At 65.0% G+C, this 23932-nt stretch carries 18 protein-coding genes; 7 read left to right on the top strand and 11 right to left on the bottom strand.

The window, feature by feature from the left end; all coding sequences use genetic code 11:
* Positions 1–188: 188 nt before the first annotated feature.
* The 6 genes from FJ428_RS09805 to dnaK all read right to left on the bottom strand — a co-directional run bounded on the left by FJ428_RS09805 (position 189) and on the right by dnaK (position 6111).
* Positions 189–476, bottom strand: coding sequence for a DUF1330 domain-containing protein (locus FJ428_RS09805; protein WP_140491638.1), 288 nt, complete (start codon positions 474–476; stop codon positions 189–191).
* Between the two features lie 29 nt (positions 477–505).
* Positions 506–1219: an orotidine-5'-phosphate decarboxylase gene (gene pyrF, locus FJ428_RS09800; RefSeq protein ID WP_181165186.1), complete on the bottom strand. Its 714-nt coding sequence runs from the start codon at positions 1217–1219 to the stop codon at positions 506–508.
* Positions 1216–1812, bottom strand: a complete 597-nt coding sequence (locus FJ428_RS09795; RefSeq protein WP_140879353.1) for an NADPH-dependent FMN reductase — start codon at positions 1810–1812, stop codon at positions 1216–1218. Before FJ428_RS09795 ends, pyrF begins: the two co-directional genes overlap by 4 nt.
* 222 nt (positions 1813–2034) lie before the next feature.
* A complete protein-coding gene (gene pmtA, locus FJ428_RS09790; RefSeq protein WP_140582727.1) occupies positions 2035–2640 on the bottom strand; it encodes a phospholipid N-methyltransferase PmtA in 606 nt (201 codons plus the stop codon).
* 210 nt (positions 2641–2850) lie between these two features.
* A complete protein-coding gene (dnaJ, locus tag FJ428_RS09785) occupies positions 2851–3981 on the bottom strand; it encodes a molecular chaperone DnaJ (protein ID WP_140879352.1) in 1131 nt (376 codons plus the stop codon).
* A 213-nt stretch (positions 3982–4194) separates the two neighbouring features.
* A complete protein-coding gene (dnaK, locus tag FJ428_RS09780; RefSeq protein ID WP_140514198.1) occupies positions 4195–6111 on the bottom strand; it encodes a molecular chaperone DnaK in 1917 nt (638 codons plus the stop codon).
* A 341-nt stretch (positions 6112–6452) separates the two neighbouring features.
* Between dnaK and FJ428_RS09775 the strand changes: the two genes are divergently transcribed.
* From FJ428_RS09775 to FJ428_RS09755, 5 genes are all read left to right on the top strand, one after another.
* Positions 6453–8681, top strand: a complete 2229-nt coding sequence (locus FJ428_RS09775; RefSeq protein WP_140879351.1) for a hypothetical protein — start codon at positions 6453–6455, stop codon at positions 8679–8681.
* Positions 8682–8691: 10 nt separating this feature from the next.
* The gene (locus tag FJ428_RS09770; RefSeq protein ID WP_140879350.1) at positions 8692–12342 is read left to right on the top strand and encodes a hypothetical protein; all 3651 of its coding nucleotides are present in this window, start codon (positions 8692–8694) and stop codon (positions 12340–12342) included.
* Between the two features lie 201 nt (positions 12343–12543).
* Positions 12544–13221 (top strand): ribulose-phosphate 3-epimerase, encoded by a 678-nt coding sequence (rpe, locus tag FJ428_RS09765; RefSeq protein ID WP_140491619.1) that lies wholly within the window; start codon positions 12544–12546, stop codon positions 13219–13221.
* Positions 13222–13637: 416 nt separating this feature from the next.
* The gene (locus FJ428_RS09760) at positions 13638–14384 is read left to right on the top strand and encodes a GntR family transcriptional regulator (protein WP_140514205.1); all 747 of its coding nucleotides are present in this window, start codon (positions 13638–13640) and stop codon (positions 14382–14384) included.
* Positions 14385–14608: 224 nt separating this feature from the next.
* Positions 14609–16138: a malonyl-CoA synthase gene (locus FJ428_RS09755; RefSeq protein WP_140879349.1), complete on the top strand. Its 1530-nt coding sequence runs from the start codon at positions 14609–14611 to the stop codon at positions 16136–16138.
* A gap of 78 nt (positions 16139–16216) precedes the next feature.
* Here the strand turns inward: FJ428_RS09755 and FJ428_RS09750 are convergent, their stop codons facing one another.
* Genes FJ428_RS09750 through FJ428_RS09730 form a run of 5 tightly spaced genes read right to left on the bottom strand, consistent with a single transcriptional unit; the run spans position 16217 to position 21220 of the window.
* Positions 16217–17329, bottom strand: coding sequence for an NAD(P)/FAD-dependent oxidoreductase (locus FJ428_RS09750; protein ID WP_140879348.1), 1113 nt, complete (start codon positions 17327–17329; stop codon positions 16217–16219).
* 9 nt (positions 17330–17338) lie between these two features.
* Positions 17339–18517, bottom strand: coding sequence for an N-acetylglucosamine-6-phosphate deacetylase (gene nagA / locus FJ428_RS09745; RefSeq protein ID WP_140879347.1), 1179 nt, complete (start codon positions 18515–18517; stop codon positions 17339–17341).
* Complete coding sequence (locus tag FJ428_RS09740; protein WP_140879346.1) at positions 18514–19566, bottom strand: SIS domain-containing protein; 1053 nt, start codon at positions 19564–19566, stop codon at positions 18514–18516. The genes nagA and FJ428_RS09740 overlap by 4 nt, the downstream gene beginning before the upstream one ends.
* Positions 19563–20345 (bottom strand): GntR family transcriptional regulator, encoded by a 783-nt coding sequence (locus tag FJ428_RS09735; RefSeq protein ID WP_140491609.1) that lies wholly within the window; start codon positions 20343–20345, stop codon positions 19563–19565. The genes FJ428_RS09740 and FJ428_RS09735 overlap by 4 nt, the downstream gene beginning before the upstream one ends.
* Positions 20342–21220, bottom strand: coding sequence for an N-acetylglucosamine kinase (locus FJ428_RS09730; protein ID WP_140491607.1), 879 nt, complete (start codon positions 21218–21220; stop codon positions 20342–20344). Before FJ428_RS09730 ends, FJ428_RS09735 begins: the two co-directional genes overlap by 4 nt.
* A gap of 199 nt (positions 21221–21419) precedes the next feature.
* Here FJ428_RS09730 and FJ428_RS09725 point away from each other — a divergent pair, with 199 nt between their 5' ends.
* Together FJ428_RS09725 and FJ428_RS09720 are read left to right on the top strand one after the other, a co-directional pair.
* Positions 21420–22370, top strand: a complete 951-nt coding sequence (locus tag FJ428_RS09725; protein WP_140816586.1) for an N-acetylmuramic acid 6-phosphate etherase — start codon at positions 21420–21422, stop codon at positions 22368–22370.
* Positions 22371–22487: 117 nt separating this feature from the next.
* Complete coding sequence (locus FJ428_RS09720; RefSeq protein WP_140879345.1) at positions 22488–23747, top strand: ABC transporter substrate-binding protein; 1260 nt, start codon at positions 22488–22490, stop codon at positions 23745–23747.
* Positions 23748–23932: the final 185 nt, after the last annotated feature.

The raw sequence follows: 23932 nt of genomic DNA, 5'->3' as shown, positions 1-23932 counted from the left end.
GGCTGTTCGAGCGTCGATTGCTGAATGCGTTGTGCGCCGGCCATGTCGCGGCCGTTGTCGAACGGCTGCGCCGGTCATCGCTCAAGTATAGCCGGTCGGGGCGCCGCCTGCTGGGCCAGGCTGCGGGATGTGAAGCTCAGGAACTCGTGCAAAGGCCGCGGCCGGCACTGATGCCGGCCGGGATAGCCTCAGACGCCCTCGACCAGCACGATCTCGCCGTCGGCGACCTTCTGGCGAATGGCGGCGGCGCGCTGGTATTCAGGTGAATGGTAGCAGTCATGCGCGGCGGCAAGCGTCTCGAACTCGATGACGACGTTGCGCGCGCGGCCGGCCCCTTCTGCCTTCTCATGCTCGCCGCCGCGCGCCAGGAATTTCGCGCCGAAGCGCTCGAAGGCCGGCTTGGCGGCGGCGACATAATCCTTGTAGCCTTCCGCGTCGCGCACATCGACGCGGGCGATCCAGTATCCCTTGGGCATCCCTCTTCTCCGAAGCCGTTCGTTGGAAATTATGCCGAGCGCATTTCGTCGAGGATGGCTTCAGCCGCCGCGCGTCTGTCCGCCGCGGCGACGATCGGGCGCCCGACGACCAGATGGCTGGAGCCGCTGCGGATGGCATCCGCCGGCGTCATCACGCGCTTCTGGTCGCCATGGTCGCTGCCGGCGGGGCGTATGCCTGGCGTTACCACCGCCATGTCGGGCCCGACGATGCGGCGCACCGCCTCTGTTTCCGCGGCCGAGCAGACGATGCCGCCCATGCCGGCATGCAGCGCTTGTTCCGCGCGCCTCAGCACCAGCGTGTGCGGGTCGTATTCGTAGCCCGCGTCGATCACGTCCTGTTCGTCCATCGAGGTCAGCACGGTGACGGCAAGCAGGCAAAGCTCGCTGCCTCTCGCCGCCTCGACCGCCGCCCGCATGGTCTTCGGGTAGGCATGCAGCGTCAGCATGGTCATGCCCATCTTGACGATGTTCTCGACCCCCTTGGCCACAGTGTTGTCGATGTCGAGCAGCTTCATGTCGAGAAAGATCTTCTTGCCCGCGCTGGCGAGCTCCCTGGCGAAATCGAGCCCGCCGGCGAAGGCGAGCTGATAGCCGATCTTGTAGAAGGAGACGACGCCGTCGAGTTCGCGGACCGCCTTCTCGGCCTCTTTCAAGCTCGGCACGTCGAGGCCGACGATCAGCCTTTCGCGCATTGTGTCGGTCTGCATGGCGTTGGCGATCACGGCTCGACCCGGGTCGACAGCATGCGCGAGGTTTCGATCAGCGTGCGGCATAGGTGCTCCATGGTTCGGTGCAGTCGTTCGTCCTTGAAACGCCCGTCCTCGTCGAAGGCGTTGCCGCCTTCCGGCACCGAGCATTCCGGCGTCACCACCTCCATCTGGCAACGCACCAGCACGGCGCGCAGATGGTTGATGCAGCGTATCCCGGCGAAGTGTCCGCTGGAAGACGAACTGAGGCCGGCGACCTTGCCGGCAAACGGCCTCACCGCACGGCCGCCATCCTTGCGCACCCGGCTCACCCAGTCGATCGTGTTCTTGAGCAGCGGCGGAATGGAGCCGTTATATTCGGGCGTGGCGATCAGCAGCCCGTCATGGGCAATGATCATCCGGGCAAGTTTCAGGGCGTTTTCGGGGACGCCTTTTTCCTTCTCCAGATCCTCATCCATGATCGGCAAGGGATAGTCGCCAAGCGAGATGCGAGTGACCTCGGCGCCTTGCACCGCAAGTTCCTTCTGCGCCACGTCGGCGGTCCTGCCACTGAAGGCCGCGGCCCGGACCGAGCCGGCAAAGACGAGGATTTTTGGGATCACTGCCATTGGCCAACCTTGTTCCCGGACAGGTACAGCCAGAGCCCGCTCAAATCAATGCAGATCAGGCAAAGCGTCATCCTCGGGCTTGCCCCGAGGATCTGCCAACGCATCCAAGTCAGACATTTTCGTCCCCATGCCCACCGCATCTGATACCGCTATGCGGCAGATCCTCGGGACAAGCCGCAGGATGACGACTTTCGAAGACATTCACGGTCGGCTTCGCAATCCCTAATGCGCCTCGCGCCGGTAGATCCACAGCTGCGTCGGCGGGATGTTGCGGATGATGAAGTCGAAATGCTTGACCGTATAGTCGCCGCGGCCGGGCGGGATCGGCGACATCGGGCCGTAGGTCAGCTGCACGATCGGCCGGCCGGCCGGAATGCGGTCAAGCAGGCTTTCGATATAGGCGATGCGCTGGGCGACCGGGAAGTTGAGCAGCGGCACGCCCGAGACCACCGAATCGAACATCATCCCGCTCTTGTCGCCAAGCGTGGCGTTGAGATTGAAGGCGTCGCCCTCGATGACGTTGACGCCGGGATAGAGCCGGCGCAGATGGCGCACGAAATCGGTGGAATATTCGACCGCGTAGAGGTTTTCAGGCTTCACGCCCTGGGCCAGTATGGCGCGGGTGATGACGCCGGTGCCGGGGCCGACCTCGAGCACGGGCAGGCCGGACTTCGGGTCGACGATCGAAGCCATCTTGCGAGCGGTGATGGAGCTGGTCGGCACGATCGAGCCGACCGTCTTCGGCTTGTCGATCCAGCCCTTGAAGAACTTCAGCTCGTCGTCGAACTTTTCGGCAAGCGCCTTCCGCAGTCCCGGACCACGTGTCATGCAAGCTCTCCTCAGCGCTCCCCTGAGAGCTACTTAACACCTAAGCCGCCCAAGGCAAGGCAGGGTCATGCCTATGTCGTGGATAAGATAGTTTTCGTCGCGTCTAAAAATGCGCGCCTACTGCGGTTTTCACGGCGCGTGTTGGCCGCCCGGCAGGTGAGGCGCAGCGCCGACACCGGCAAGGCAAGCCACACGCGCACAGGCCGTCGATCAACGCTCGCCGAACGACTCGAAAAAGTCCTTCATGCGGACGAAAAAGCCGCTCGACTGGGGGGAATTGTCCTGTGAGGAGAGCTGTTCGAATTCCTCCAGCAGCTCGCGTTGGCGGCGCGACAGGTTCTGCGGCGTCTCGACCGCCGTCTGGATGTAGAGGTCGCCGACATTGGGCTGGCGCAGCACCGGCATGCCCTTGCCCTTGAGGCGGAACTGGCGGCCGTTCTGGGTGCCCTCCGGCACCTTCACCTTGGTCTGCGTTCCGTCCAGCGTCGTCACCTCGAACGAGCCGCCAAGGGCGGCAGTCGTCATCGAGATCGGCACCTTGCAGTAGAGGTCGGCGCCGTCGCGCTGGAAGAATTCGTGCGGCTTGACCGCGAGGAAGATGTAGAGGTCGCCCGACGGCCCGCCGCGCAAGCCGGCTTCGCCCTCATTGGCAAGCCGGATGCGGGTGCCGTCCTCGATGCCGGCTGGGATGTTGACCGACAGCGACCGCTCCTCGGTGACGCGGCCCTGGCCGGCGCATTTCGGGCACGGATCCTTGATCGTCTGGCCGCGGCCCTGGCATTGCGGGCAGGTGCGCTCGATGGAGAAGAAGCCTTGCGTGGCGCGCACCTTGCCGTGGCCGTTGCACATCGAGCACGTGACCGGCTGGGTTCCGGGCTTGGCGCCGGTTCCCGAACATTCCGAACAGGAGATCGAGGCCGGCACGCGGATCTGCGCGGTCTTGCCGGCAAAGGCCTCTTCCAGTGAGATTTCCATGTTGTAGCGCAGGTCGGCGCCGCGCTCGCGGCCGCCGGAAGAGCGGCGCTGGCGGCCACCCATCATGTCGCCGAAAATGTCCTCGAAAATGTCGGCGAAGCCGCCGGCGCCGAAGCCGTGTGCGCCGCCGTTCATGCCGCCCTGCTCGAAGGCCGCGTGACCGAAACGGTCATAGGCCGCGCGCTTCTGCGGATCCTTCAGCGTCTCGTAGGCTTCGTTGATTTCCTTGAACTTGTGCTCGCAGGCATGGTCGCCCGGATTGCGGTCGGGGTGGAACTGCATGGCGAGCTTGCGGAAAGCGCTCTTCAGTTCCTTGTCGTCGGCACCCTTGTGCACGCCCAGCGTTTCGTAGAAATCAGCTTTCATTTTTTCCCGCTGTCCGGATGCTCAACGTCTTCATGCAGTGTTGCGTCGTTTGCCGGCACGTTGCCACGATTTAGGATCGGCGCAGCCCGGATGCTAGGGCCGGCGCGGAGCTGTTCGTGCTTTTCGACGATTTTTTCCGCACTTTTTCTGCCAGGGTTGCAAAAAAGCCCGGCTTTGCGCCGGGCTTTCCGCTTTATCTTGCCGTCAGCCGGTTCAGGCCGACTTCTTCTTGTCGTCGTCCTCGTCGATTTCCTCGAAATCGGCATCGACCACATCCGAGTCCTTGGCGGCGTCCGCTTTGGCGTCGGCTTCCGCCGCTTCCTTCTGCGAGGCCTCGTACATGGCCTGGCCGAGCTTCATCGAAGCCTCCGCGAGCGCTTGGCTCTTGGCTTCGATTTCCGCTGCGTCGTCACCCTCGGTAGCGGTCTTCAGCGCCGCGATCGCGTCCGATATCGCCGTGCGGTCGGCTTCCGAGACCTTGTCGCCATATTCCTTCAGCGACTTCTCCGAGGAATGCACCAGCGCCTCGGCCTGGTTGCGGGCCTCGACCAGCGCGCGCCGCTTCTTGTCGGCGTCGGCATTGGCTTCGGCATCCTTCACCATCTTCTCGATGTCGGCGTCCGAAAGGCCACCCGAGGCCTGGATGCGGATTTGGTGCTCCTTGCCGGTGCCCTTGTCCTTGGCCGAAACATTGACGATACCGTTGGCGTCGATGTCGAAGGTGACCTCGATCTGCGGCACGCCGCGCGGGGCCGGCGGAATGCCGACCAGGTCGAACTGGCCGAGCGCCTTGTTGTCGGCGGCCATTTCGCGCTCGCCCTGGAAGACCCGGATGGTCACGGCCGACTGCGAATCCTCAGCCGTCGAGAACACCTGGCTCTTCTTCGTTGGAATCGTCGTGTTGCGCTCGATAAGCCGGGTGAACACGCCGCCCAGCGTCTCGATGCCGAGCGACAGCGGGGTCACGTCGAGCAGCAGCACGTCCTTGACATCGCCCTGCAGCACGCCGGCCTGGATGGCGGCGCCGAGTGCGACGACCTCATCGGGGTTGACGCCCTTGTGCGGCTCCTTGCCGAAGAACTGCTTCACGATCTCCTGGATCTTGGGCATGCGGGTCATGCCGCCGACCAGCACCACTTCGTCGATCTCGCCAGCCTTCAGGCCGGCATCCTTGAGCGCCGCCTTGCACGGATCGATGGTGCGCTGGACGAGGTCTTCGACCAGGCTTTCGAACTTGGCGCGCGTCAGCTTCAGCGTCAGGTGCTTGGGCCCGGTGGCGTCGGCGGTGATGAACGGCAGGTTGATCTCGGTCTGCGTCGTCGACGACAGCTCGATCTTGGCCTTCTCGGCAGCCTCCTTGAGGCGCTGCAAGGCAAGCTTGTCGTTCTTCAGGTCGATGCCCTGTTCCTTCTTGAACTCGGCCGCCAGATATTCGACGAGGCGCATGTCGAAATCCTCGCCGCCGAGGAAGGTGTCGCCATTGGTCGACTTCACCTCGAACACGCCGTCACCGATTTCGAGCACCGAAATGTCGAACGTGCCGCCGCCAAGGTCATAGACGGCGATGGTCTTGCCGTCCTTCTTGTCGAGGCCGTAGGCGAGGGCAGCCGCGGTCGGCTCGTTGATGATGCGCAGCACTTCGAGGCCGGCGATCTTGCCGGCGTCCTTGGTCGCCTGGCGCTGGGCGTCATTGAAATAGGCGGGAACGGTGATGACCGCCTTCTCGACCTTCTCGCCGAGATAGGCTTCCGCCGTTTCCTTCATCTTCTGCAGGATCATGGCCGAGATCTGGCTGGGCGACTGCTTCTTGCCGCCGGCCTCGACCCAGGCATCGCCATTGTCGCCCTTGACGATCTTGTAGGGGACAAGCTTCTTGTCCTTTTCCGTCACCGGATCGTCATAGCGGCGGCCGATCAGGCGCTTGACCGCGAAGATGGTGTTTTCAGGATTGGTGACCGCCTGGCGCTTGGCCGGCTGGCCGACGAGACGTTCGCCGTCGCCCGAGATGGCGACGATGGAAGGCGTCGTGCGCGCGCCTTCCGCATTCTCGATCACCTTCGGCTCCTTGCCGTCCATGATGGCGATGCAGGAGTTGGTGGTGCCGAGATCGATACCGATTACTTTTGCCATTTTTCTAGTCTCTCCGCTAAGCAGGCTCTCAGGACCCGTAAGGCGTTCCGACGAAAGCCCCTGTTCACAAGAAATCCCGTTCGGCAACCGCTGTTGCGGCGCTGGACGGCTTGGCGCGTATATAAGAACAGGCGGCATCGGGCGCAAGCATTCTGCGCAAGGCTTCCACCATCCTCGACAGCGGATGGCGAAACGGCCCGATTACGCCTGCGCCCGAGGCATCGCGTCCGCCCGCTTCGCGACGTGTGAAAGAATAGCCGGGCCCCACAGTGAACCTTTCCGCCTCCGCGTGCGACTGACGCTCAGGCGCCGCATGATGCGGCCACGGGAAAGGAGCCACCATGACCAGCACCCCAGGGACGCCATGGCCTCCCCGACCAACAGGAGCTCGGCGCGACCATCGTCTTCGCGACAGGGTCGATGCGCTTGGCTTTCCGCTGGTTCCGTTGACCCTGCACAGGAGCAGGCGTATCGTAATTATGAGGAAAGCAGACAATTCGATCGGGGACGAACGTGCTGGAACGCCGCGCCTTGCGCTGGTTTGCGCGGCAGGATCGGTTGGTTCTCCGTTAGACTTCGGGGGGAGTTCCATGTCTCGCGATCACCGCCGGTTCGCGCCCTCTCGTGCCGGCCGTTTGGGCGGCGTGGCGAAGGCCGCCAGCGCCTTTCTTGTCCTGGCGCTGACCGCCGGCCTATGGCTTGGCGGCCCCGCGCGGGCGCAGGAAACCCGGATCATCTATCCCGGCTCGATGGCGGTCACCGGCTTTTCCGGCACCGTCATTCCCGATTTCGACTCTTCAGATTCCGAAAAGGGGGGCCTGCCGCCCGGCGTCGATCCAGTCGACGAGACCTTCATCGACACGGCGCGAGCCACCTTGCGCGTTTTCGACGTTTCAAGCCTGGGCGGGCCGGCCTCCGGCCAACTCGTCCACACGCCGCCGCCTTTCGAGGTGACATCAGGCCAGATCGGCCAGGTGTTCGGTCTCACTTATGATGACGGCATGCGTGATGGCGTCCCGTCAGGCATTCCCAATCTCTATGCCGGCGCCACCTCGCTGCACGGCATTCGCATCGTCACGCCTGACGCCGACGATGACAGCCGTCCGGAGCGGCAGCGCCGCGGCATGGCAGGCGCTGCCTTCATGGAGGGCCAGTTCGGCACCGAGAACGGCGGCGGGCCGGGCACCATCTGGAAGGTCGACGGCATCACCGGCCAGGTCGCCAAATTCGCCGACATCGACACCAACAGCGGGCCCGGCATCGGCAATCTCACCTTCGACCCCATCCACCACCAGGTCTTCGCCTCCGACCTCGATACCGGTCTGATCCATCGCATCGACGCCAATGGCGCGCTGGTCGACACGTTCGACCATGGCGTCGCCGGGCGCCCGGCGCATGGCCTGGCTCCGGTCACCGACGATGGCGCCGTCATGGACATACAGGGCGCGGCCTTCGACACGGAAGACCCCGAGACCTGGGGCTACACCCAGGACGAGCGCCGTGTCTGGGCCGTCGCCTATCATGGCGGCCGGCTCTATTATTCCGTCGGCGAGAAGGTCGAGATCTGGTCGGTGGGCATTGCCCGCGACGGCCGCTTCGCCGGCGATTCCCGTTGGGAGCTGACGGTCAAGGCCGACAAGGACTATGCCGTCACCGACATCGCCTTCGACGATAGCGGCTTCATGTACCTGGCCCAGCGCGGCCCGGTCGAGAACCGCTACGACTACAGCCAGTTCGCCGATTCCGGCAAGGGCGAGGTCATCCGCTACTTCAGAAAAAACCCGGACGATCCGGCAACGGAATCGGTCTGGGTGGAAGCGCCGCAGGAATATGCCGTCGGCTTCCCGCAAGGTTTCAGGCAGTCGGCCGGCGGGCTGGACCTGCAATATGGCTACGACGCCGAAGGCGATCTCGACACCTCGGCCTGCACCCGGACGCTGGTCAACACTGGCGACAAATTGCGCGACAATCCGGCCCTTGCCGAGCGGCTCGCCGCTGGCGGGCCGCTCGCCGTGCACGGAGTGCAGATCACGCCCAGGGAACTGGTCAAGCCGGCCAATGTGCCGCCTTTCGGCTCCTGGTTCGTCGACTTCGACGGCTATTTCGAGGACCCGGAAGTGGAAGGCCATGTCGGCGACGTCGCCGTCTGGCATCCCTGCGAGGGCCGCGCCGGCTACTATGAGGAAATCCCGGGCGGCTATCTGCCACCGTTCTATCCGCCGGACTTCCCGCCGCCCGGCAACCTGCCCTCCTGTCTCGATGTCGACGATGTCAGGTATTTCTGCACGCCGCACGGGCTCGAGGCGGACCTCTACCTTCATGACCATGCCGGCTTCGGCGGCGATTCGATCAAAGCCCAATCCAGGACGCCAGGCGTCGGGGTGACCTCGCCCATGTCACATGCGCCGGGCAAGCCCTACACGATCGGCATCACCGGCCACCATCCGGGCGACACGGTCGATGTCGGGCTCTGCTTCTACAGGAAGTCCGACAAGGACAAGGGCGGCTACTACCCTTGCTGCAAGATGACCTTGCCGCTCAGAACGCCAGCCGTCAGCTGCGAACGCTGAGGAGGGGACGATGAACAATCTCGCACTCTCCCCGCTGGGCGTCGCCGACAAATCAACCGTCATGAACACGAGGCGCCTGTCTTTTGCCAGGCGCGCTGCGCGCTGGCTGGTGGCGGCCGGTATCGCGGTCGCCATGCTGCCGGCGCTGCCGGCACTTGCCGAAGACACGGCTCCGGCCAAGACCGTCCAGGCCGCCAGCCCGGATAAGGAATTCAAGCTCGACAATCCGCGCATCATCAATCCGGAGCCCGGACGAGCCGTGCCGTTCTTCACCAAGACCGGCGGCCAGCGAAGCTGCGACTATGTCTTCTACACTTTGAGCTTCGGCCTGCGCGGCGCACCGCAAGGCTTCGCCAGCCCGGGGTTTGCGGCTTCGCTGCAGACGGTCCGGCTCGACTTCAAGGACCAGCTCCCGCATGGCTTGCAGATCGTCAACATGCAGGTCTCCGGTGACGGCACCGATGCGTCGGGCGGACCTCTGCCTGGCGCCGTCATCAGCAATTCGGCCGGCCCCAACGACACGGCAACGGTTTCGGATTTCCGGATTTCCGCTTCCGACCTCGACGGCTTGGGCGCACTGGGCGAACGCGTCATCACGTTCCGCATCACCGCCAGGATCGACCACGCGGCGTTCCCCGCGCCGGCGACGGTCGACAATCAGGGCCTGATCAAAGTCACCGTCGGCACCGGCACGGGAACCATTATTCCCTCACAGGATCCGGGCAAGCCGGACGACGGCAATTTTCTCACCGGCGAAAAAACCTCGATCCGGGTCGACCTGACCAAGTGCAATCCGCCACCGCCACCTCCCGGCAAGGAATGCTTCAAGGTGGAGCGCGGCACGGTCGACTGCGTGCCCGGCGGCGGCGCGTTCATCTACCATATGCCTGTCGGTCCCGAGATGGGCGGCAGGTGGGTGCAGCTTTCGACCGCCACGCCAGGCATCACCATCGTCCCCGACACACAGAAGGTGCCGGCCGGCGGCGGTGTGCTGAACTGGAAGATCGTCGGCGCCTCGCCCGGCGACGTCATCCACCTCGTCGTCACCGGCATCGAGACCTATGCCGGGCCGAAAGAGGGTTGGGGGCTCTGCTGCACGCAGACCATCGACATCGTCATCCCGCGCGACCAGAGATGTCCGCCCAAGGACAGGGAACCGGACCTGAAGGTCGAGAAACGCGCCGATGTCACGCGCTGCACGATGGGCGGCGGCTGCGACTTCAGCATCCGGGTCACCAATGTCGGCGACGCGCCCTACAACGGCAAGATCGTGCTCGACGAGGTGACGCTGCCGGCGGGCTCGACGCTCGATTCGGGACCCAATCCGCCCTGGACCTGTGTGCCCGGCGCCACCCCGATGATGTGCACCCATCCGGTGACCACGCTCAATCCGGGGGCTTTCATCGACCTGGAGTTCGGCTTCAAGCCGGCTGGCGGCTGGCAAGGCAGCAGCTTGCGCAACTGTGCCACCTATAACTATGCCGCCAGCGGCAAGCCGCTGTTCGGCAGCCAGGCCAACGACCGTGGCTGCGCCTCGATCCCGATCTGCCGGCGTGGCGATCGCGATCGCGACTGCCGGCCGCCGGTCGAGAAGAAGGCCGACCTGATCCTGAAAAAGCGTGCCCGCGCGGAAGCCTGCACCGCCGATGGCGTGTGCAGCTTCGTCATCGACATCATCAACAACGGCACCTCGACCTATAACGGGCCGCTGACCGTGGTCGACACCTATCCCGGGGGCGCGCCGGCCTCCTCGACCTTTGGCCCGAGCCCACCCTGGACATGCGGTCCGAACGGCCCCGGCCAGTTCCGTTGCGACAATGCCGGCATCTCGCTGCCGCCGGGAGCTTTGACGGCGATCGTCGTCAAGGCGGTGGTGCCGGCCGGCTACCGGTCGGACACGGTCGAGAATTGCGCCGAGGTGAAACCGATCCCCGGCGAAACCGACCTCACCAACAACCGGGCCTGCGCCAAGCAACGCATCCCTCGTCCCAATGGCGGCCAGCCTGTCCTGCGTATCACCAAGACATGCGGCGGTTCGCTGGCGGGTGCCGCTTTCGTCTCCTGCCGCATCACCGTCAGCAATGCCGGCACGGCTGCCCCCACCGGTCCGGTGCGGGTCAACGATGCCGCCACTTTGGTGTCGGGCGGCGCGCCCGTCCAGATCCAGACCGTCACATCAGACGGCGCGGAATGGGCATGCGGGCCGGTTCCGGCCGACACGCTGGCGTGCCAGATTCCAGGCGCCGTCATGACACCCGGAACCAGCAGGCACTTCGACGTGACGGTTTCGGCCAACGGCGAGTTCGAGAATTGCGCGCGAGGCTCCTACGGCCCGGCGCAGGGCGAGGACGTCGTCCATCCGGTCGGCCGGGCCTGCGCCAAGGGCGGCGGGGTCTCGTCCATCCGCGTCGAGAAGACCGGCGACCGCGAGTGCCGGCTCGGAGAACCCTGCTCGTTCGAGATCACCATCACCAACGACGGCCCGGCGGAATTTTCCGGCCCGGTCCGCATCGGCGATGCGATCGGCGTCGAAGGCCTCGGCCGGCTGGAAGGCGTCGCGATCACCTCGATCGAGCCGCCCTTCGGCTGCTCGCCGGAACCGGCGGCCTTGCCTGCATCCTGCATCGCCGACCTGACGCTTGGCGCCGGCGAAAGCCGTGTCCACAAGGTTACCGTGGTCATCCCCGACGACAGCCGCCTGGCCAATCTGCAAGGCAGCGTCAACGGCCAGAACTGCGTCGGCGTGCTTTCTCCCCATACGCGGGTGCAGGGCGGGGGCGATGTGCTTTCCCGCGACCAGGCCAACACCCAAGCCGATCGCGGCAAGGCCTATGCCTGCCATCCCTTCGCCATCAGCCATGAGACGAAGAAGGAATGCTCGGCAGGCTTCGTCATGAACGACGCCGGCCGGTGCGTCTGCCCGCAAGGCACCACCTATCGCAACGGCCAGTGCTCGTCCGGCGGCGTCATCATCCCGCCGAAGGAGCCAAAGCGTTGCGTGCTGCTCGAGGGCCAGGTCCGCACAGAGGATGGACGCTGCGTCTGTCCGCGCGGGACCGAGCTGGAGAATGGCGCCTGCGTCAAGACATCCAGGCCGGGCTGCGCGATACCGGGATCGGTGCCGACATCGAACGGCCATGGCTGCACCTGCCCCAAGGGCACGCATCTCGATCGGGATGCCAACGCCTGCGTACGCGACAGGCCGAAGCCCGAGCAGTGCACCATCCGTGGCCAGGTCCACGGCGCGGACGGCGACTGCGTCTGCCCGAGGGGGACCGAGCTGCGCAATGGAGTGTGCCGGCGCAAGCAGCCCGATGTGGAGCAGTGCGACATTCGCGGCCAGATCCACAACAAGCGCGGCGAGTGTGTCTGTCCGCGTGGAACCCGGGTGATCGACGGCGCATGCCGCCGGTCCAGGCAAGAGAGCGAATGCGCGCCGGGCTCGCAAATGGTCAACGGCCAGTGCCAGCCGATCTTCAGGCGGCGTTGCCCGGAAGGCATGATCGGCCGTTATCCAAACTGCAGGCCGGTGCGCGGGCAGCCCTCGCTGGAACTCAACCCGGGCATGCTGCTGCAGCAGGTTCTGCCACGGCGCAGGCCGCAGTCCGAACAGCAGCAGGATACGGCTCCAAACAGAATCCTGAATCTCCAGCAGCAGTAACCATCGCCTGAAGGCACATCGGAAGCCCCGCCGGAGCAATCCGGCGGGGTTCTTCGTGGCCGGGCAGGCTGAAGCTGCAACACGAAGAGGACGCCGCACTACCCCAGCTGTGGAACCGCCAAGCTCGCACCCTCGACAAGTCAGCGGCTGCGCTTTAGGCAGTGATCAGATGAAAAAGGCGCTCGGAAAGGCCCCGTCATCATGACGAAAAAAACCTTGATCGCACCTTCGGTGCTGGCTTCGGACTTTTCGAAGCTGGGCGACGAGGTCGAAGCCGTTACGGCAGCCGGCGCCGACTGGATCCATCTCGATGTGATGGACGGCCATTTCGTCCCCAACATCACCTTCGGCCCGCCGGTGATCAAGGCGATCCGCGATCGCACCAAGGCTTTCTTCGACTGCCATTTGATGATTGCGCCGGCCGATCCCTATCTGGCCGCCTTCGCCGAGGCCGGTTGCGACGGCATGACGGTGCATGCCGAGGCCGGGCCGCATCTCGACCGCTCGTTGCAGACGATCAGGAATCTCGGCAAGAAGGCCGGCGTTTCGCTCAATCCGGCAACGCCGGAAAGTGCGATCGAATACGTGCTCGACAGGCTCGACCTGATCCTGATCATGACCGTCAACCCGGGTTTCGGGGGCCAGGCCTTCATTCCGGCAATCGTCGACAAGGTGAGGCGGGTCAAGGCGCTGATCGGCGGCCGGCCGATCCGCATCGAGATCGACGGCGGCGTCTCGCCCGAAACCGCGCCGCTGGTGACCGCCGCCGGCGCCGATGTGCTGGTGGCCGGCGCCGCCATCTTCAAGGGCGGCAGCGTGGAAGCGTACCGGGCAAATATAGAGGCGATCAGGACGGCGGCCGACAAGGCAGCCGGCTAAAAGCACCGCACAAGAACCGATGGAGGCCAGGATCTCCCCACGTGGTCAATCCTGGGGACCTGCACTGCGCGCTTCGCTGCGGCTGGCCCCGCGACAAAAGCGATGGGCAGGATAAAAGGCCTGATTCGGTCCCACTGTTCGGTGTCTTTTGCGCGCGACGGAAAAGAGGTTCGCGCGGAGGCACGGAAGAACAGGTGATCCTGCATATAAACACGTTAAATTTCCGCCGGTTGTAGCCGAACACGATTTCGTTCGACCAGATATAGGATCGTGCATATTTCTTTGTTCTAAAGTACAATGACGCGATCTCCCGCTTGAGCGCGTCGAGGCGCGCGCGGTAGGGTACGTGTACGGAAAGGGAACTGTTTCTCGGACTCGAATTGCCCAGGACCAGATTTGGGGACAAGGAGCCGATTTTGACATACGCAGCTGCCAATCTGAATGACGACGGCACAGGCTCGAAGAGTACGCTCGCCAGCACTGTCTATCATCAACTCCGTGCCGATCTTCTGCGGGGCGCCTTTGAAACCGAGAGCAAGCTGCGGGTTGAGTGGGTTGTTTCCAAATATGGCGCCGGCGCTTCCCCGGTTCGTGAGGCTCTCAATCGCCTGGCCTCGGAAGGGCTTCTCGGTCGGCATGACCAGCGAGGCTTCTTCATCATGCCGGTCAGCGCGGCAGAGCTCGAGGAATTGACGCGTACCCGTTGCTGGCTCGAGGAACGGGCGCTTCGCGAATCCATCGCCCACCGCACCGCCGAATGGGAAGAACAGCTGGTTCTGGCGTTGCATCGGTTGGGGCGCACCTCACGTCTCATGCCAACGGATCTGTCCTCGCTCAATCCGGACTGGGAGAGACTGCACCGCACTTTCCACCGTGCGCTGATCTCGGCCTGCCGGTCGCGATGGCTGGTGGGGTTTTGCGACCAGCTTTCCGATCACGCCTACCGCTACCGCCGAATGGCCAGTAACGGCGAAGGCATCCAGCGCGACGATTTTGCAGAGCACCGCCTGATCGCGGAAAATGCGCTGGACGGTAATGCCGACGCCGCGGTCGAAGCCCTGCTCAATCACTATCGCCTGACGGCAGCGATGTGCATGGAGCGCTTCAAGCAGGTCGAAGCATCAGAGCCGGCCAGCGCCAGGGCCGAGCGCACGCCACGTTAGCGCCGCATCGCGCCCCAAGCCTTTGCCGCCCCAGCCTTTTACCGCCAAAGCCTTCCGCTTTCGCCCGGCGACATGATCATGGCCGCCGCGTGGAGCCGCCCTTGCGGGCTTGACGGGTCGGCAAGAACCACCAACAGTCTGGCGCCGTGCAAAGCGGCCGAACCGGAAGACAGGCCCGGCTCCGTCCGATGCATGCCTTTCGCCGCCAGACGCAGGAAGACCTCATGAGCAATCATCTGTTCGACATTTTCCGGTCCCGGATGCCGAAGCCCGGACGCCTGTTGATGCGGACGGATGACGGCCGCGTGCTGACCTATGGCGACATGCTGGCGCGCTCGGCGCAACTGGCGCACGCGCTTTTGCAACTTGGCGTCGAGCCCGGCGACCGGGTCGCGGTGCAGGTCGAGAAGAGCCCGGAAGCTATGCTGCTGTACCTCGCCTGCCTGCGTGCCGGCGCCGTCTTCCTGCCGCTCAACACCGCCTATACGCTGGCCGAACTCGCCTATTTCTTCGGCGACGCCGAGCCCCGGCTGGTCGTCTGCGATCCGGCACGGGCAGCCGACATCGAAGCCCTGGCGCAAAAATGCGGAGCCCTTGCCATCACCCTCGACGGCAAGGGGCAAGGATCGCTGGCGGACCAGGCGTCGCGGCAATCGCCCGACTTTCACGACGTCGCGCGCGGTCCCCACGATCTTGCGGCGATCCTCTACACGTCGGGAACGACCGGCCGCTCGAAAGGGGCCATGCTCAGCCACGAGAACCTCGCCTCGAATGCGCGCGTGCTGGTCGACTATTGGCGCTTCACATCGGACGATGTGCTGATCCACGCACTGCCCATCTTCCACACCCATGGGCTGTTCGTCGCCACCAACGTCATCCTGATGGCCGGCGCCTCGATGCTGTTCGAGCAGAAATTCGACGCAGGGCGCATCGTCTCGCTCTGGCCGGACGCCACGGCGCTGATGGGCGTGCCGACCTTCTATGTCCGGCTCTTGCAGCAGGACGGGTTGACCCGCGAGGCGGCAAGAAACATCCGCCTGTTCGTTTCCGGCTCCGCGCCGCTGCTGGCCGAGACGCACAGGGCCTGGCGCGAGCGCACAGGCCACGCCATTCTCGAGCGCTACGGCATGACCGAGACCAATATGAACACCTCGAACCCCTATGATGGCGAGCGCCGCGCCGGCACCGTCGGCTTTCCCTTGCCCGGCGTGTCGTTGCGCATCGCCGACCCCGACACTGGCAGGCCGCTTGCCCAAAGCGAGGTCGGCATGATCGAGGTCAAGGGGCCGAATGTCTTCTCCGGCTACTGGCGCATGCCGGAAAAGACCAAAGCGGAATTCCGCGACGACGGCTTCTTCATCACAGGCGATCTCGGCATGATCGACCCCGACGGTTATGTCCACATCGTCGGCCGCGGCAAGGACCTGATCATCTCGGGCGGCTACAACATCTATCCCAAGGAGCTCGAGAGCGAGATCGACGCGCTTGACGGCGTCCTGGAAAGTGCCGTCATCGGCGTTGCCCATCCCGATTTCGGCGAAGGCGTGACGGCCGTCGTGGTTCGCTTGCCGGCTTCGACCGTCACCGCTGCCGAGATACTCAATGCCATTGCCGCGCGCGTGGCGAAATACAAGCATCCCAAGCGCGTGGTCTTCGTCGACGAATTGCCGCGCAATACCATGGGCAAGGTGCAGAAGAATCTGCTGCGCGATACCTACAAGGACCTTTTTTCCATAAGCAGTCCCGCCAGCTAAGTCGATCCAGGCAAGGATACCTCATCCCGCTTGTTTGGACGGGGAGCATCGCGACAGTTTCGTGCGGTCGCCTGGGCACTATCGGGGGAACAAGAGACCGACGACATGCTCGGCCAGCGCCAGGCTTGCCGTCAGGCCCGGGCTCTCTATGCCGAACAGGTTGACGATCCGGCCCGCGCCGTGGTCGGCCGGCCCCTGCACCATGAAGTCGGCCGCCGGCTGGTTCGGGCCCGACAGTTTCGGCCTGATCCCGGCATAGGCCGGCAGCAGGGCGCCGTCCCTCAGATCCGGCCAATAGCGCCGGATCTCGTCATAGAAGACCGCGCCGCGGCCGGGATCGACCGCATAGGCCGCCTGGTCGATCCATTCGACGTCGGGGCCGAAGCGGGCGCTGCCGCCGAGGTCGAGTGTCAGGTGCACGCCCAGGCCGCCATTGACCGGCACTGGATAGATCAGCCGCGAGAATGGCGAGCGGCCCGAAAGCGAAAAGTAGTTGCCGCGCGCCAGCCAGAGCGGCGGCACGAGCTCTGGCGGGAACCCTTCGATGCTACCGGCCAGCGCCTGCGCGTCGAGCCCTGCGGCATTTACGAAAGCGCCGGCTTTCAACGCGAACGTCTCGCCGTCGCCATCGCGCGTGGTGATACGAATCCCGTCGGCCTCGACCGTCGCCGCTGCGACGGCGGTCAGGAAGGCGAACGACGCACCGGCCGCCTCCGCGTCGCCGCGCAGCGACAGCATCAGCCCCCGGCTGTCGACGATACCCGTCGACGGCGACAGCAGCGCCCCGGCGCAGCTCAGCGCCGGTTCGAGGCTTTCTGCTTGCGCGGCGGTCAGCAAATCGAGGTCGTCGACGCCGCATTGTTCCGCATTGGCCCGGATTGCATTGAGCCGAGGCAGCTGGCCCGGTCCGACGGCGACGATCAGCTTGCCGGTGCGTCGATGGCCGATGCCACGCTCGCGGCAATAGGCATAGAGCCGTTCGCGTCCTTCGACGCAGAAACGCGTCTTCAGGCTTCCGGGCGCGTAATACAGCCCGGCATGAACGACTTCCGAATTGCGCGAACTGGTGACGGTGCCGATCGAAGCGGCCTTTTCGACCACCAGCACTTCGCGGCCCGACAAGGCGAGCGCCCTGGCAATGGCGAGCCCGACGACGCCGGCTCCGGCGACGACGCAATCGACGTCAGCCATGGCCGGCTTTCACCGTTGCCCGCCGGCGCTGGTCGAAAAAACCCTGTCTCCGCCGATCCAGACGGTTTTGATGTCGAGATCGTTCGAAAGCGAAACGATGTCGGCGGCGGTGCCCTTGGCGAAGCGGCCGAGCCGGTGCGACTGGCCGATCGCCTGCGCCGGATAGAGAGAGGCCATGCGCAAGGCCTCGGAAAGCTCCACGCCCACGCTGCGATGGGTGAAACGCACAGCCGAGATCATGTCGAGATCCGCGCCGGCCAGCGTTCCATCGGCAAGCCGCAGGCTGCCGTCCTTGCGGTAGATGGTGCGGCCGTTGAGCGTGAAGGAGGTCATGTCGGTGCCGATCGTCGCCATGGCGTCGGTGACCAGCACGATCCTGCCCGGCCCCTCTTTGGCCCGCAGCGCTATTGCGATGGTGGCGGGATCGACATGGATGCCGTCGGCGATCAGTCCCGCGGACAGGCCGCCGATGTCGATGGCGGCGCCGGCCAGTCCCGGCTCCCGGTTGCCGATCTGGCTCATGGCGTTGAACAGATGCGTGACCACGCTGGCGCCGGCCTCGCTGAATGCTTTGGCCGTGGCGTAGCCGCTGTCGGAATGGCCGAGGCTGACGATGATGCCGGCCTTGGCCAGCGCCGTCACGCGGGTCGCCTCGACGGATTCGGGTGCGATCGTGGTGAGCAGCACCGGGAGCTTGGCTCTTGCCGCGATCAGCATCGTCTCGTCCTTGTCCGTCATCGGCCGGATCAGCGCCGGGTCATGCGCGCCCTTGCGGGCGATCGACAGATGTGGACCTTCCAGATGCAGCCCGAGAAACCCCGGCACTTTCCGCAGTGCCGACGCCTCGCCGGCGGCAATCGCCGCGGCGGTGATATCAGCCGTATCGGTGATCAGCGTCGGCAGCAGCGCCGTGGTGCCGAACGGCGCATGCGCCCGGCAGATGGTCTCGATCGAGGCGACATCGGGGTGATCGTTGAGCATGACGCCGCCGCCGCCATTGACCTGGATGTCGACGAAGCCCGGCGTCAGCATGCCGCCGCCGGTGTCGACGCGGCGCATATCCGCGGCAAGCGCGCCGGTGGGCAGGATGGCCTCGACCAGGCTGTCGCGCACGACGAGGGCATGACCGTCATGCCAGTCGTCGCCGTCGAAGATACGGGCGCCAGTCAGGGCGAAACGGTCGCTCATACGGTCTCCGTCACCTTGCGAAGGTTGCGCGGCGTATCCGGGTCGAGGTCGCGGTGGCGCGCAAGGGCCTCGACGAACACGTAGAAGGACACGATCAGCGTCAGCGGATCGGTCAGTGGATGGCCGGTGGCGACATGCGGCAGGCGTGTGGCCTTGTTCGCCAGCATCGAGGTGACGAAGACCGGCGCCCCCTTGGCCGCCAGGCTGTCGGCGGCTTCGGCCACGGACGGTTCGGATGCGTCGCGCGCGGCCAGGGCCAGCACCGGAAAATCGGGGCCGATCAGCGCCAGCGGGCCATGCATGACTTCGGCAGCACTGTAGGCCTCGGCATGCATGCCGCAGGTTTCCTTGAATTTCAGCGCCGCTTCGTTAGCCATCGCCGCGGATGGGCCGCGGCCGAGGATGAACAGCGACTTCTGCTTTTCGATCGTTTCGACGAGCACGCTCATCCAGTCGCAAGCGATCGCCTTGCCGAAATGCTCGGGCAAGCGGGCAAGCGCCTTGAGAAGCGCTTCGTCGCCGGTGGAATGCGCCATCAGAGCAAGGCCGGCGACGGCGGAATTGACGAAGGTCTTGGTCGCCGCGACGCTGCGCTCGGGCCCGGCCAGGATGTCGATCGCATGGTCCGAGGCGCGCGCCAGCGGTGAATCGGCGGTGTTGGTGACGGCGATGGTCAGCGCGCCACCTGCCCGTGCGGTTTCGGCCATGGCGACGATGTCGGGGCTCTTGCCCGACTGCGAGATGGCCAGGCACGCGGAGCCGCCGAGCCTGAGCTTGCGGCCATAGATCGAAGCGATGGAAGGGCCGACCGAAGCCACCGCAAGACCGGCGGTGAGTTCGACCGCGTATTTCATGAAAGTAGCGGCATGGTCGGACGAGCCGCGCGCCACAGTGACGACGAAATGCGGGTCGCGCTCGCGAATGCCGCGGCCGGCTTCGGAAAGTACGGCACCGGAACCGTCGAGCAGGCGGGCGACGGCTTGCGGGATCTCCTCGATCTCGCGCCGCATATGGGTCGGCTCCGTCGATTTGTTAGGCTCGGTCGTCATGGTCGGCCCTCTTCGCTCGGCCCTGTCAGCCGCAGTTCGGCGACGAAATCATAAGCGTCGCCCCTGTAGATGGAGCGGGTGAACTCGATCACCTTGCCGCTCGCCAGATAGGAAATACGCTCGATGTGCAGGCCGGCAATGCCCGGCGGCACTTCGAGCAGGCGCGCGTCGCCGTCGCCGAGATTGGCGGCCGAGATGCGCTGCACCGCGCGCACCGGCCTGTTGCCGGTCAATTCCAGGGCTGCGTAGAGCGAGGAGCCAATTCCAGCGGGGTCCGGCAGCACGCTGGCCGACAGCGAGGCGCGCTCGATCGCCAGCGGCGTGTCGTTGGCGATGCGCAGGCGCGCCACGCGCGCCACCAGTTCGTTCGACGAAAGGCCGAGCACCATCATCTCGTCGGGCGAGGGCGCGTAAAGGCCGCGGTCGAGCCAGGCCGAGCGCACAACCATGCCACGCCGCGCCATGTCCTCGGTGAAGGAGGTCAGCCGCGACAGCGACTGCTCGACCCGCTCCATGCGCGGCGCCACGAAGGTGCCGGAGCCGTGGCGCTGGACCAGGATGCCGCCCTTGACGAGGTCCTGCACCGCCTTACGCACGGTGACGCGCGAAATATCGGCCTTGATGGCGATGTCGCGCTCGGAAGGCAGCGCGTCGCCGGGCCCGATCAGGCCGCGATTGACGGCATCCTCAATGCTTTTGCGCAGTTGTAGGTAGAGCGGCGCACCGCTTTGCGAGGACTGTTTCAGCGCGGCGAAGATCTGGTCGGCGGCGTCGCTCATCGAGCCGCTCCCCTCGGCGCGAACAGGCGGACCGCCATCTGCACGGCGCCGCCGAGCGCATCGTCGAGCGGCTCCCGAAGCAGCGCCCGATAGCGTGCAGACAAGCGCGGCGCGTAGAGCGGCGCCAGCCCGCCGAGCAGGCAGAGCGGCGCGTCTGCCGCCAACTCCAGCGCGCCAAGCGAGGCCTCGACATCGGCGACCGCCTTGTCGAGGATCCAGTTGGCGACCGCGTCGCCTTTTTCGGCATGTTCGAACACTTTGGGGGCGAAGCCGCCGAAATCGCCGGGCTTGGCATTGGTGGTGAACTCGACCACATCCTCCGGATTGTCGCGGAACACGGCCATCATGCTATCGGTCAGCGGCGTGCGCGCTCGCACGCCATCATGGGCAAGCAGGGTCTGTTCGAGCAGGTCGCGGCCGATGCGGGCGCCGCTGCCCTGGTCGCCGACCTGGAAGCCCCAGCCGCCGATGGCACGCGACTTGCCGTTCTTGCGCGCCATGTAGGCGGTGCCGGTGCCGAGGATCGCCATGGCGCCGTCGCCGGAACCGACCGCGCCTTCCAGCGCGATTTCGGCATCGGTTTCGACGCGGCTGGTGCTGAACGGCAGGATCGCCTCGAGCTGCTGCCGGTAGGTGCCGACATTGGCGCCGGCGAGGCCGAGAATGGCCGGTGTTTGCGGGATCAGGTCCGGATCCTGGCCAGCCGCGACAAAGGCTTGCCGCGCCGCCTCGACGATGTTCGACCGGGCGCCGGTCAGGTCGGTGCGGATGTTGGCGGCGCCGCTTTTGGCGCGGCCGAGCACCGTGCCGTCCGCCATTGCCAAGGCCGCCCTGCAGCTGGTGCCGCCGCCATCGATGCCAAGCACGAATTTCACGTGATTTCTCCTCCAGGCCGATAATACCAATAAAATACCAATAGCCAAGGGTTAATTTCCGCTGCAAAAAGATTAGAGCGTATTTCACTGAAAAACTTGGCCATTTACCTGCGCCAGCGATTTCGGTGCGGCGAATTCGTTAATGCGTGTGGACAAGTGGTATTTTTTTGGTATTGTTTTCCGAATTGGAGGAATTGGGATGGCCGAAACGCGCACCGAAGCGCTGCACAGGAATGCCGAGGGGCTGGATATCCAGGCTCCCGAAGCGATCCTTGCTTCGCTGGCCGATGCGCAGGTCGAGGCGGCGAAGACCGTGCGCAACGCCATTCCCTCCATCGCCGAAGCGGCCGAGATCATCACCGGTAGCCTGAAGGGCGGCGGCAAGCTCGCCTATGCCGCGGCCGGCAGCTCCGGCCTGATGGCGCTTGCCGATGCGCTGGAACTGCCTGGCACCTTCGGCATCCGTCGCGACCGCATCGCCATCCTGATCGCCGGCGGCGATGAGGCCTTCAGAACGCTGGCCGGCGGCCCCGAAGACGATAAAGAGGAGGCCGCGACAGCGGTCGCCAACGCCGGCATTGGCAAGGGCGACTGCCTGATCGCAATCTCGGCCAGTGGTACGACGCCCTATGCACTGCGGGCGATCGAGGAAGCCGCCCGTCGCGGTGCGGCCACCATCGGCATCGCCAACAACCGGGACTCGGCTCTGCTGCGTCTGTCTGGAACCGCCATCCTGCTCGAAACGCCGCCGGAAGTGATCGCCGGCTCGACGCGCATGGGCGCCGGCACGGCCCAGAAGATTGCCCTCAATATGCTGTCGACGCTCGCCGCTATCCATCTCGGCCATGTCCATGACGGCTACATGGTCAATCTCATGGCCGACAACAGCAAGCTGCGCGACCGCGCGGCGCGGATCGTCGCGGCCATCAGCGGCGGCAGCCGCGACGACGCGGCCCGCCTGCTCGAAAAGAGCGGCGGTGCGGTCAAGACCGCCATTCTGCTTGCCGCCGGCGCCGACAGCGCCGACACGGCGCAGAAGATACTGGAAGAGGCCGGCCAGAAGCTGCGGCCGGCCCTTTCCGCGCTGGGGCATGATCCCGAAAAGTGGAGACCGCTTTTCGGAAAAGATCATGCTCGAACAAAGAAATAGAGCCTGTTTCATCCCGGTGTCCATCGGGGTGAAACAGGCTTGCGAGGGGAGCAAGGGGCGCAACGCCTCTGTTCTCATCAAAACCGAACCTGAAAAAGGTCAACAGGGAGACTGAGCATGACAACGAAACTACTGACGGCACTGCTTCTGGGCACCAGCATTCTCGGCTCCGCCGGGGTGGCTTACGCCGAGGACGTAACGCTCAACATCGAAAGCTGGCGCGGCGACGACCTTGCCATCTGGAAGGACAAGCTGATCCCGGCTTTCGAAGCCAAGAACCCCGGCATCAAGGTGGTGTTCGCGCCCTCGGCGCCGACCGAATATGACGCGGCTCTCGGCGCCAAGCTCGCCGCCGGTTCGGCGGGCGACCTCATCACCTGCCGCCCGTTCGACAAGTCGCTCGAGCTGTTCAAGAAGGGCAATCTCGCGGACCTCTCCTCGCTGCCGGGCATGGACAACTTCTCGCCGGTGGCCAAGTCCGCCTGGCAGACCGACGACGGCAAGGCGACCTTCTGCGTGCCGATGGCGTCGGTCATCCATGGCTTCATCTACAACAAGGACGCCTTCGACAAGCTCGGCATCAAGGTGCCGGAGACCCGTGACGAGTTCTTCGCCGCGCTCGACAAGATCAAGGCCGACGGCACTTACATCCCGATGGCGATGGGCACCAAGGATCTCTGGGAAGCCGCGACCATGGGCTACCAGAACATCGGCCCCAACTACTGGAAGGGCGAGGAAGGCCGCGCGGCCCTCATCAAGGGCGAGCAGAAGCTGACCGACAAGGACTGGGTCGCGCCCTATGAGGAACTGGCCAAGTGGAAGCCCTATCTCGGCGACGGCTTCGAGGCGCAGACCTATCCGGACAGCCAGAACCTGTTCACGCTCGGCCGCGCCGCCATCTACCCGGCCGGCTCGTGGGAAATCGGCCTGTTCAACACCCAGGCCCAGTTCAAGATGGGCGCCTTCCCGCCGCCGGTCGAGAAGGCCGGCGATACCTGCTACATCTCCGACCATACCGACATCGGCATGGGCCTGAACGCGGGCTCAAAGCATGCGGACGCCGCCAAGACCTTCCTGTCCTGGGTAGCCTCGCCGGATTTCGCCACCATCTACGCCAACGCGCTGCCGGGCTTCTTCAGCCTGAACTCCTCGCCGGTGAAGATGGAAGACCCGCTGGCGCAGGAATTCGTCTCCTGGCGCGGCAAGTGCAAGTCGACGATCCGTTCGACCTACCAGATCCTGTCGCGCGGCACGCCGAACCTCGAGAACGAGACCTGGGTCGAATCGGCCAATGTCATCAACGGCACCGATACGCCGGAAGCCGCTGCCAAGAAGCTGCAGGACGGCCTCGACAGCTGGTACAAGCCCGCCAGGTAAGGCTCGGGCAATGAGCTGGGCCGTTCCAAGTGGACGGCCCAGCGTTTTTCGATAGCATCGACTGCGAAGGACGGCGCCGCCCCTTATCCGCCTGCCGGCACCTTCTCCCCGTACAGTGACGGTGAGAAAGGGAGTTGCCGCAACGCTGGCGACCTCCTCTCTCCGTTCTTCACCGGGAGAGGGTA

It is taken from the genome of Mesorhizobium sp. B2-8-1, assembly GCF_006440955.1.
Taxonomy (GTDB): Bacteria; Pseudomonadota; Alphaproteobacteria; order Rhizobiales; family Rhizobiaceae; genus Mesorhizobium.
The sequence above is the reverse complement of the archived record's forward strand: the minus strand, read 5'-3'. Positions and strand labels throughout refer to the sequence as shown.

Coding starts and splice junctions, on each gene's coding strand:
- FJ428_RS09740 (WP_140879346.1), bottom strand. CDS start 19,566: ATGACGACCGAGCCTAACAAATCGACGGAGCCGACCCATATGCGGCGC.
- nagA (WP_140879347.1), bottom strand. CDS start 18,517: ATGAGCGACCGTTTCGCCCTGACTGGCGCCCGTATCTTCGACGGCGAC.
- rpe (WP_140491619.1), top strand. CDS start 12,544: ATGACGAAAAAAACCTTGATCGCACCTTCGGTGCTGGCTTCGGACTTT.
- FJ428_RS09795 (WP_140879353.1), bottom strand. CDS start 1,812: ATGGCAGTGATCCCAAAAATCCTCGTCTTTGCCGGCTCGGTCCGGGCC.
- FJ428_RS09755 (WP_140879349.1), top strand. CDS start 14,609: ATGAGCAATCATCTGTTCGACATTTTCCGGTCCCGGATGCCGAAGCCC.
- FJ428_RS09725 (WP_140816586.1), top strand. CDS start 21,420: ATGGCCGAAACGCGCACCGAAGCGCTGCACAGGAATGCCGAGGGGCTG.
- pmtA (WP_140582727.1), bottom strand. CDS start 2,640: ATGACACGTGGTCCGGGACTGCGGAAGGCGCTTGCCGAAAAGTTCGAC.
- FJ428_RS09770 (WP_140879350.1), top strand. CDS start 8,692: ATGAACAATCTCGCACTCTCCCCGCTGGGCGTCGCCGACAAATCAACC.
- FJ428_RS09805 (WP_140491638.1), bottom strand. CDS start 476: ATGCCCAAGGGATACTGGATCGCCCGCGTCGATGTGCGCGACGCGGAA.
- FJ428_RS09775 (WP_140879351.1), top strand. CDS start 6,453: ATGACCAGCACCCCAGGGACGCCATGGCCTCCCCGACCAACAGGAGCT.
- dnaK (WP_140514198.1), bottom strand. CDS start 6,111: ATGGCAAAAGTAATCGGTATCGATCTCGGCACCACCAACTCCTGCATC.
- FJ428_RS09720 (WP_140879345.1), top strand. CDS start 22,488: ATGACAACGAAACTACTGACGGCACTGCTTCTGGGCACCAGCATTCTC.
- FJ428_RS09735 (WP_140491609.1), bottom strand. CDS start 20,345: ATGAGCGACGCCGCCGACCAGATCTTCGCCGCGCTGAAACAGTCCTCG.
- dnaJ (WP_140879352.1), bottom strand. CDS start 3,981: ATGAAAGCTGATTTCTACGAAACGCTGGGCGTGCACAAGGGTGCCGAC.
- FJ428_RS09750 (WP_140879348.1), bottom strand. CDS start 17,329: ATGGCTGACGTCGATTGCGTCGTCGCCGGAGCCGGCGTCGTCGGGCTC.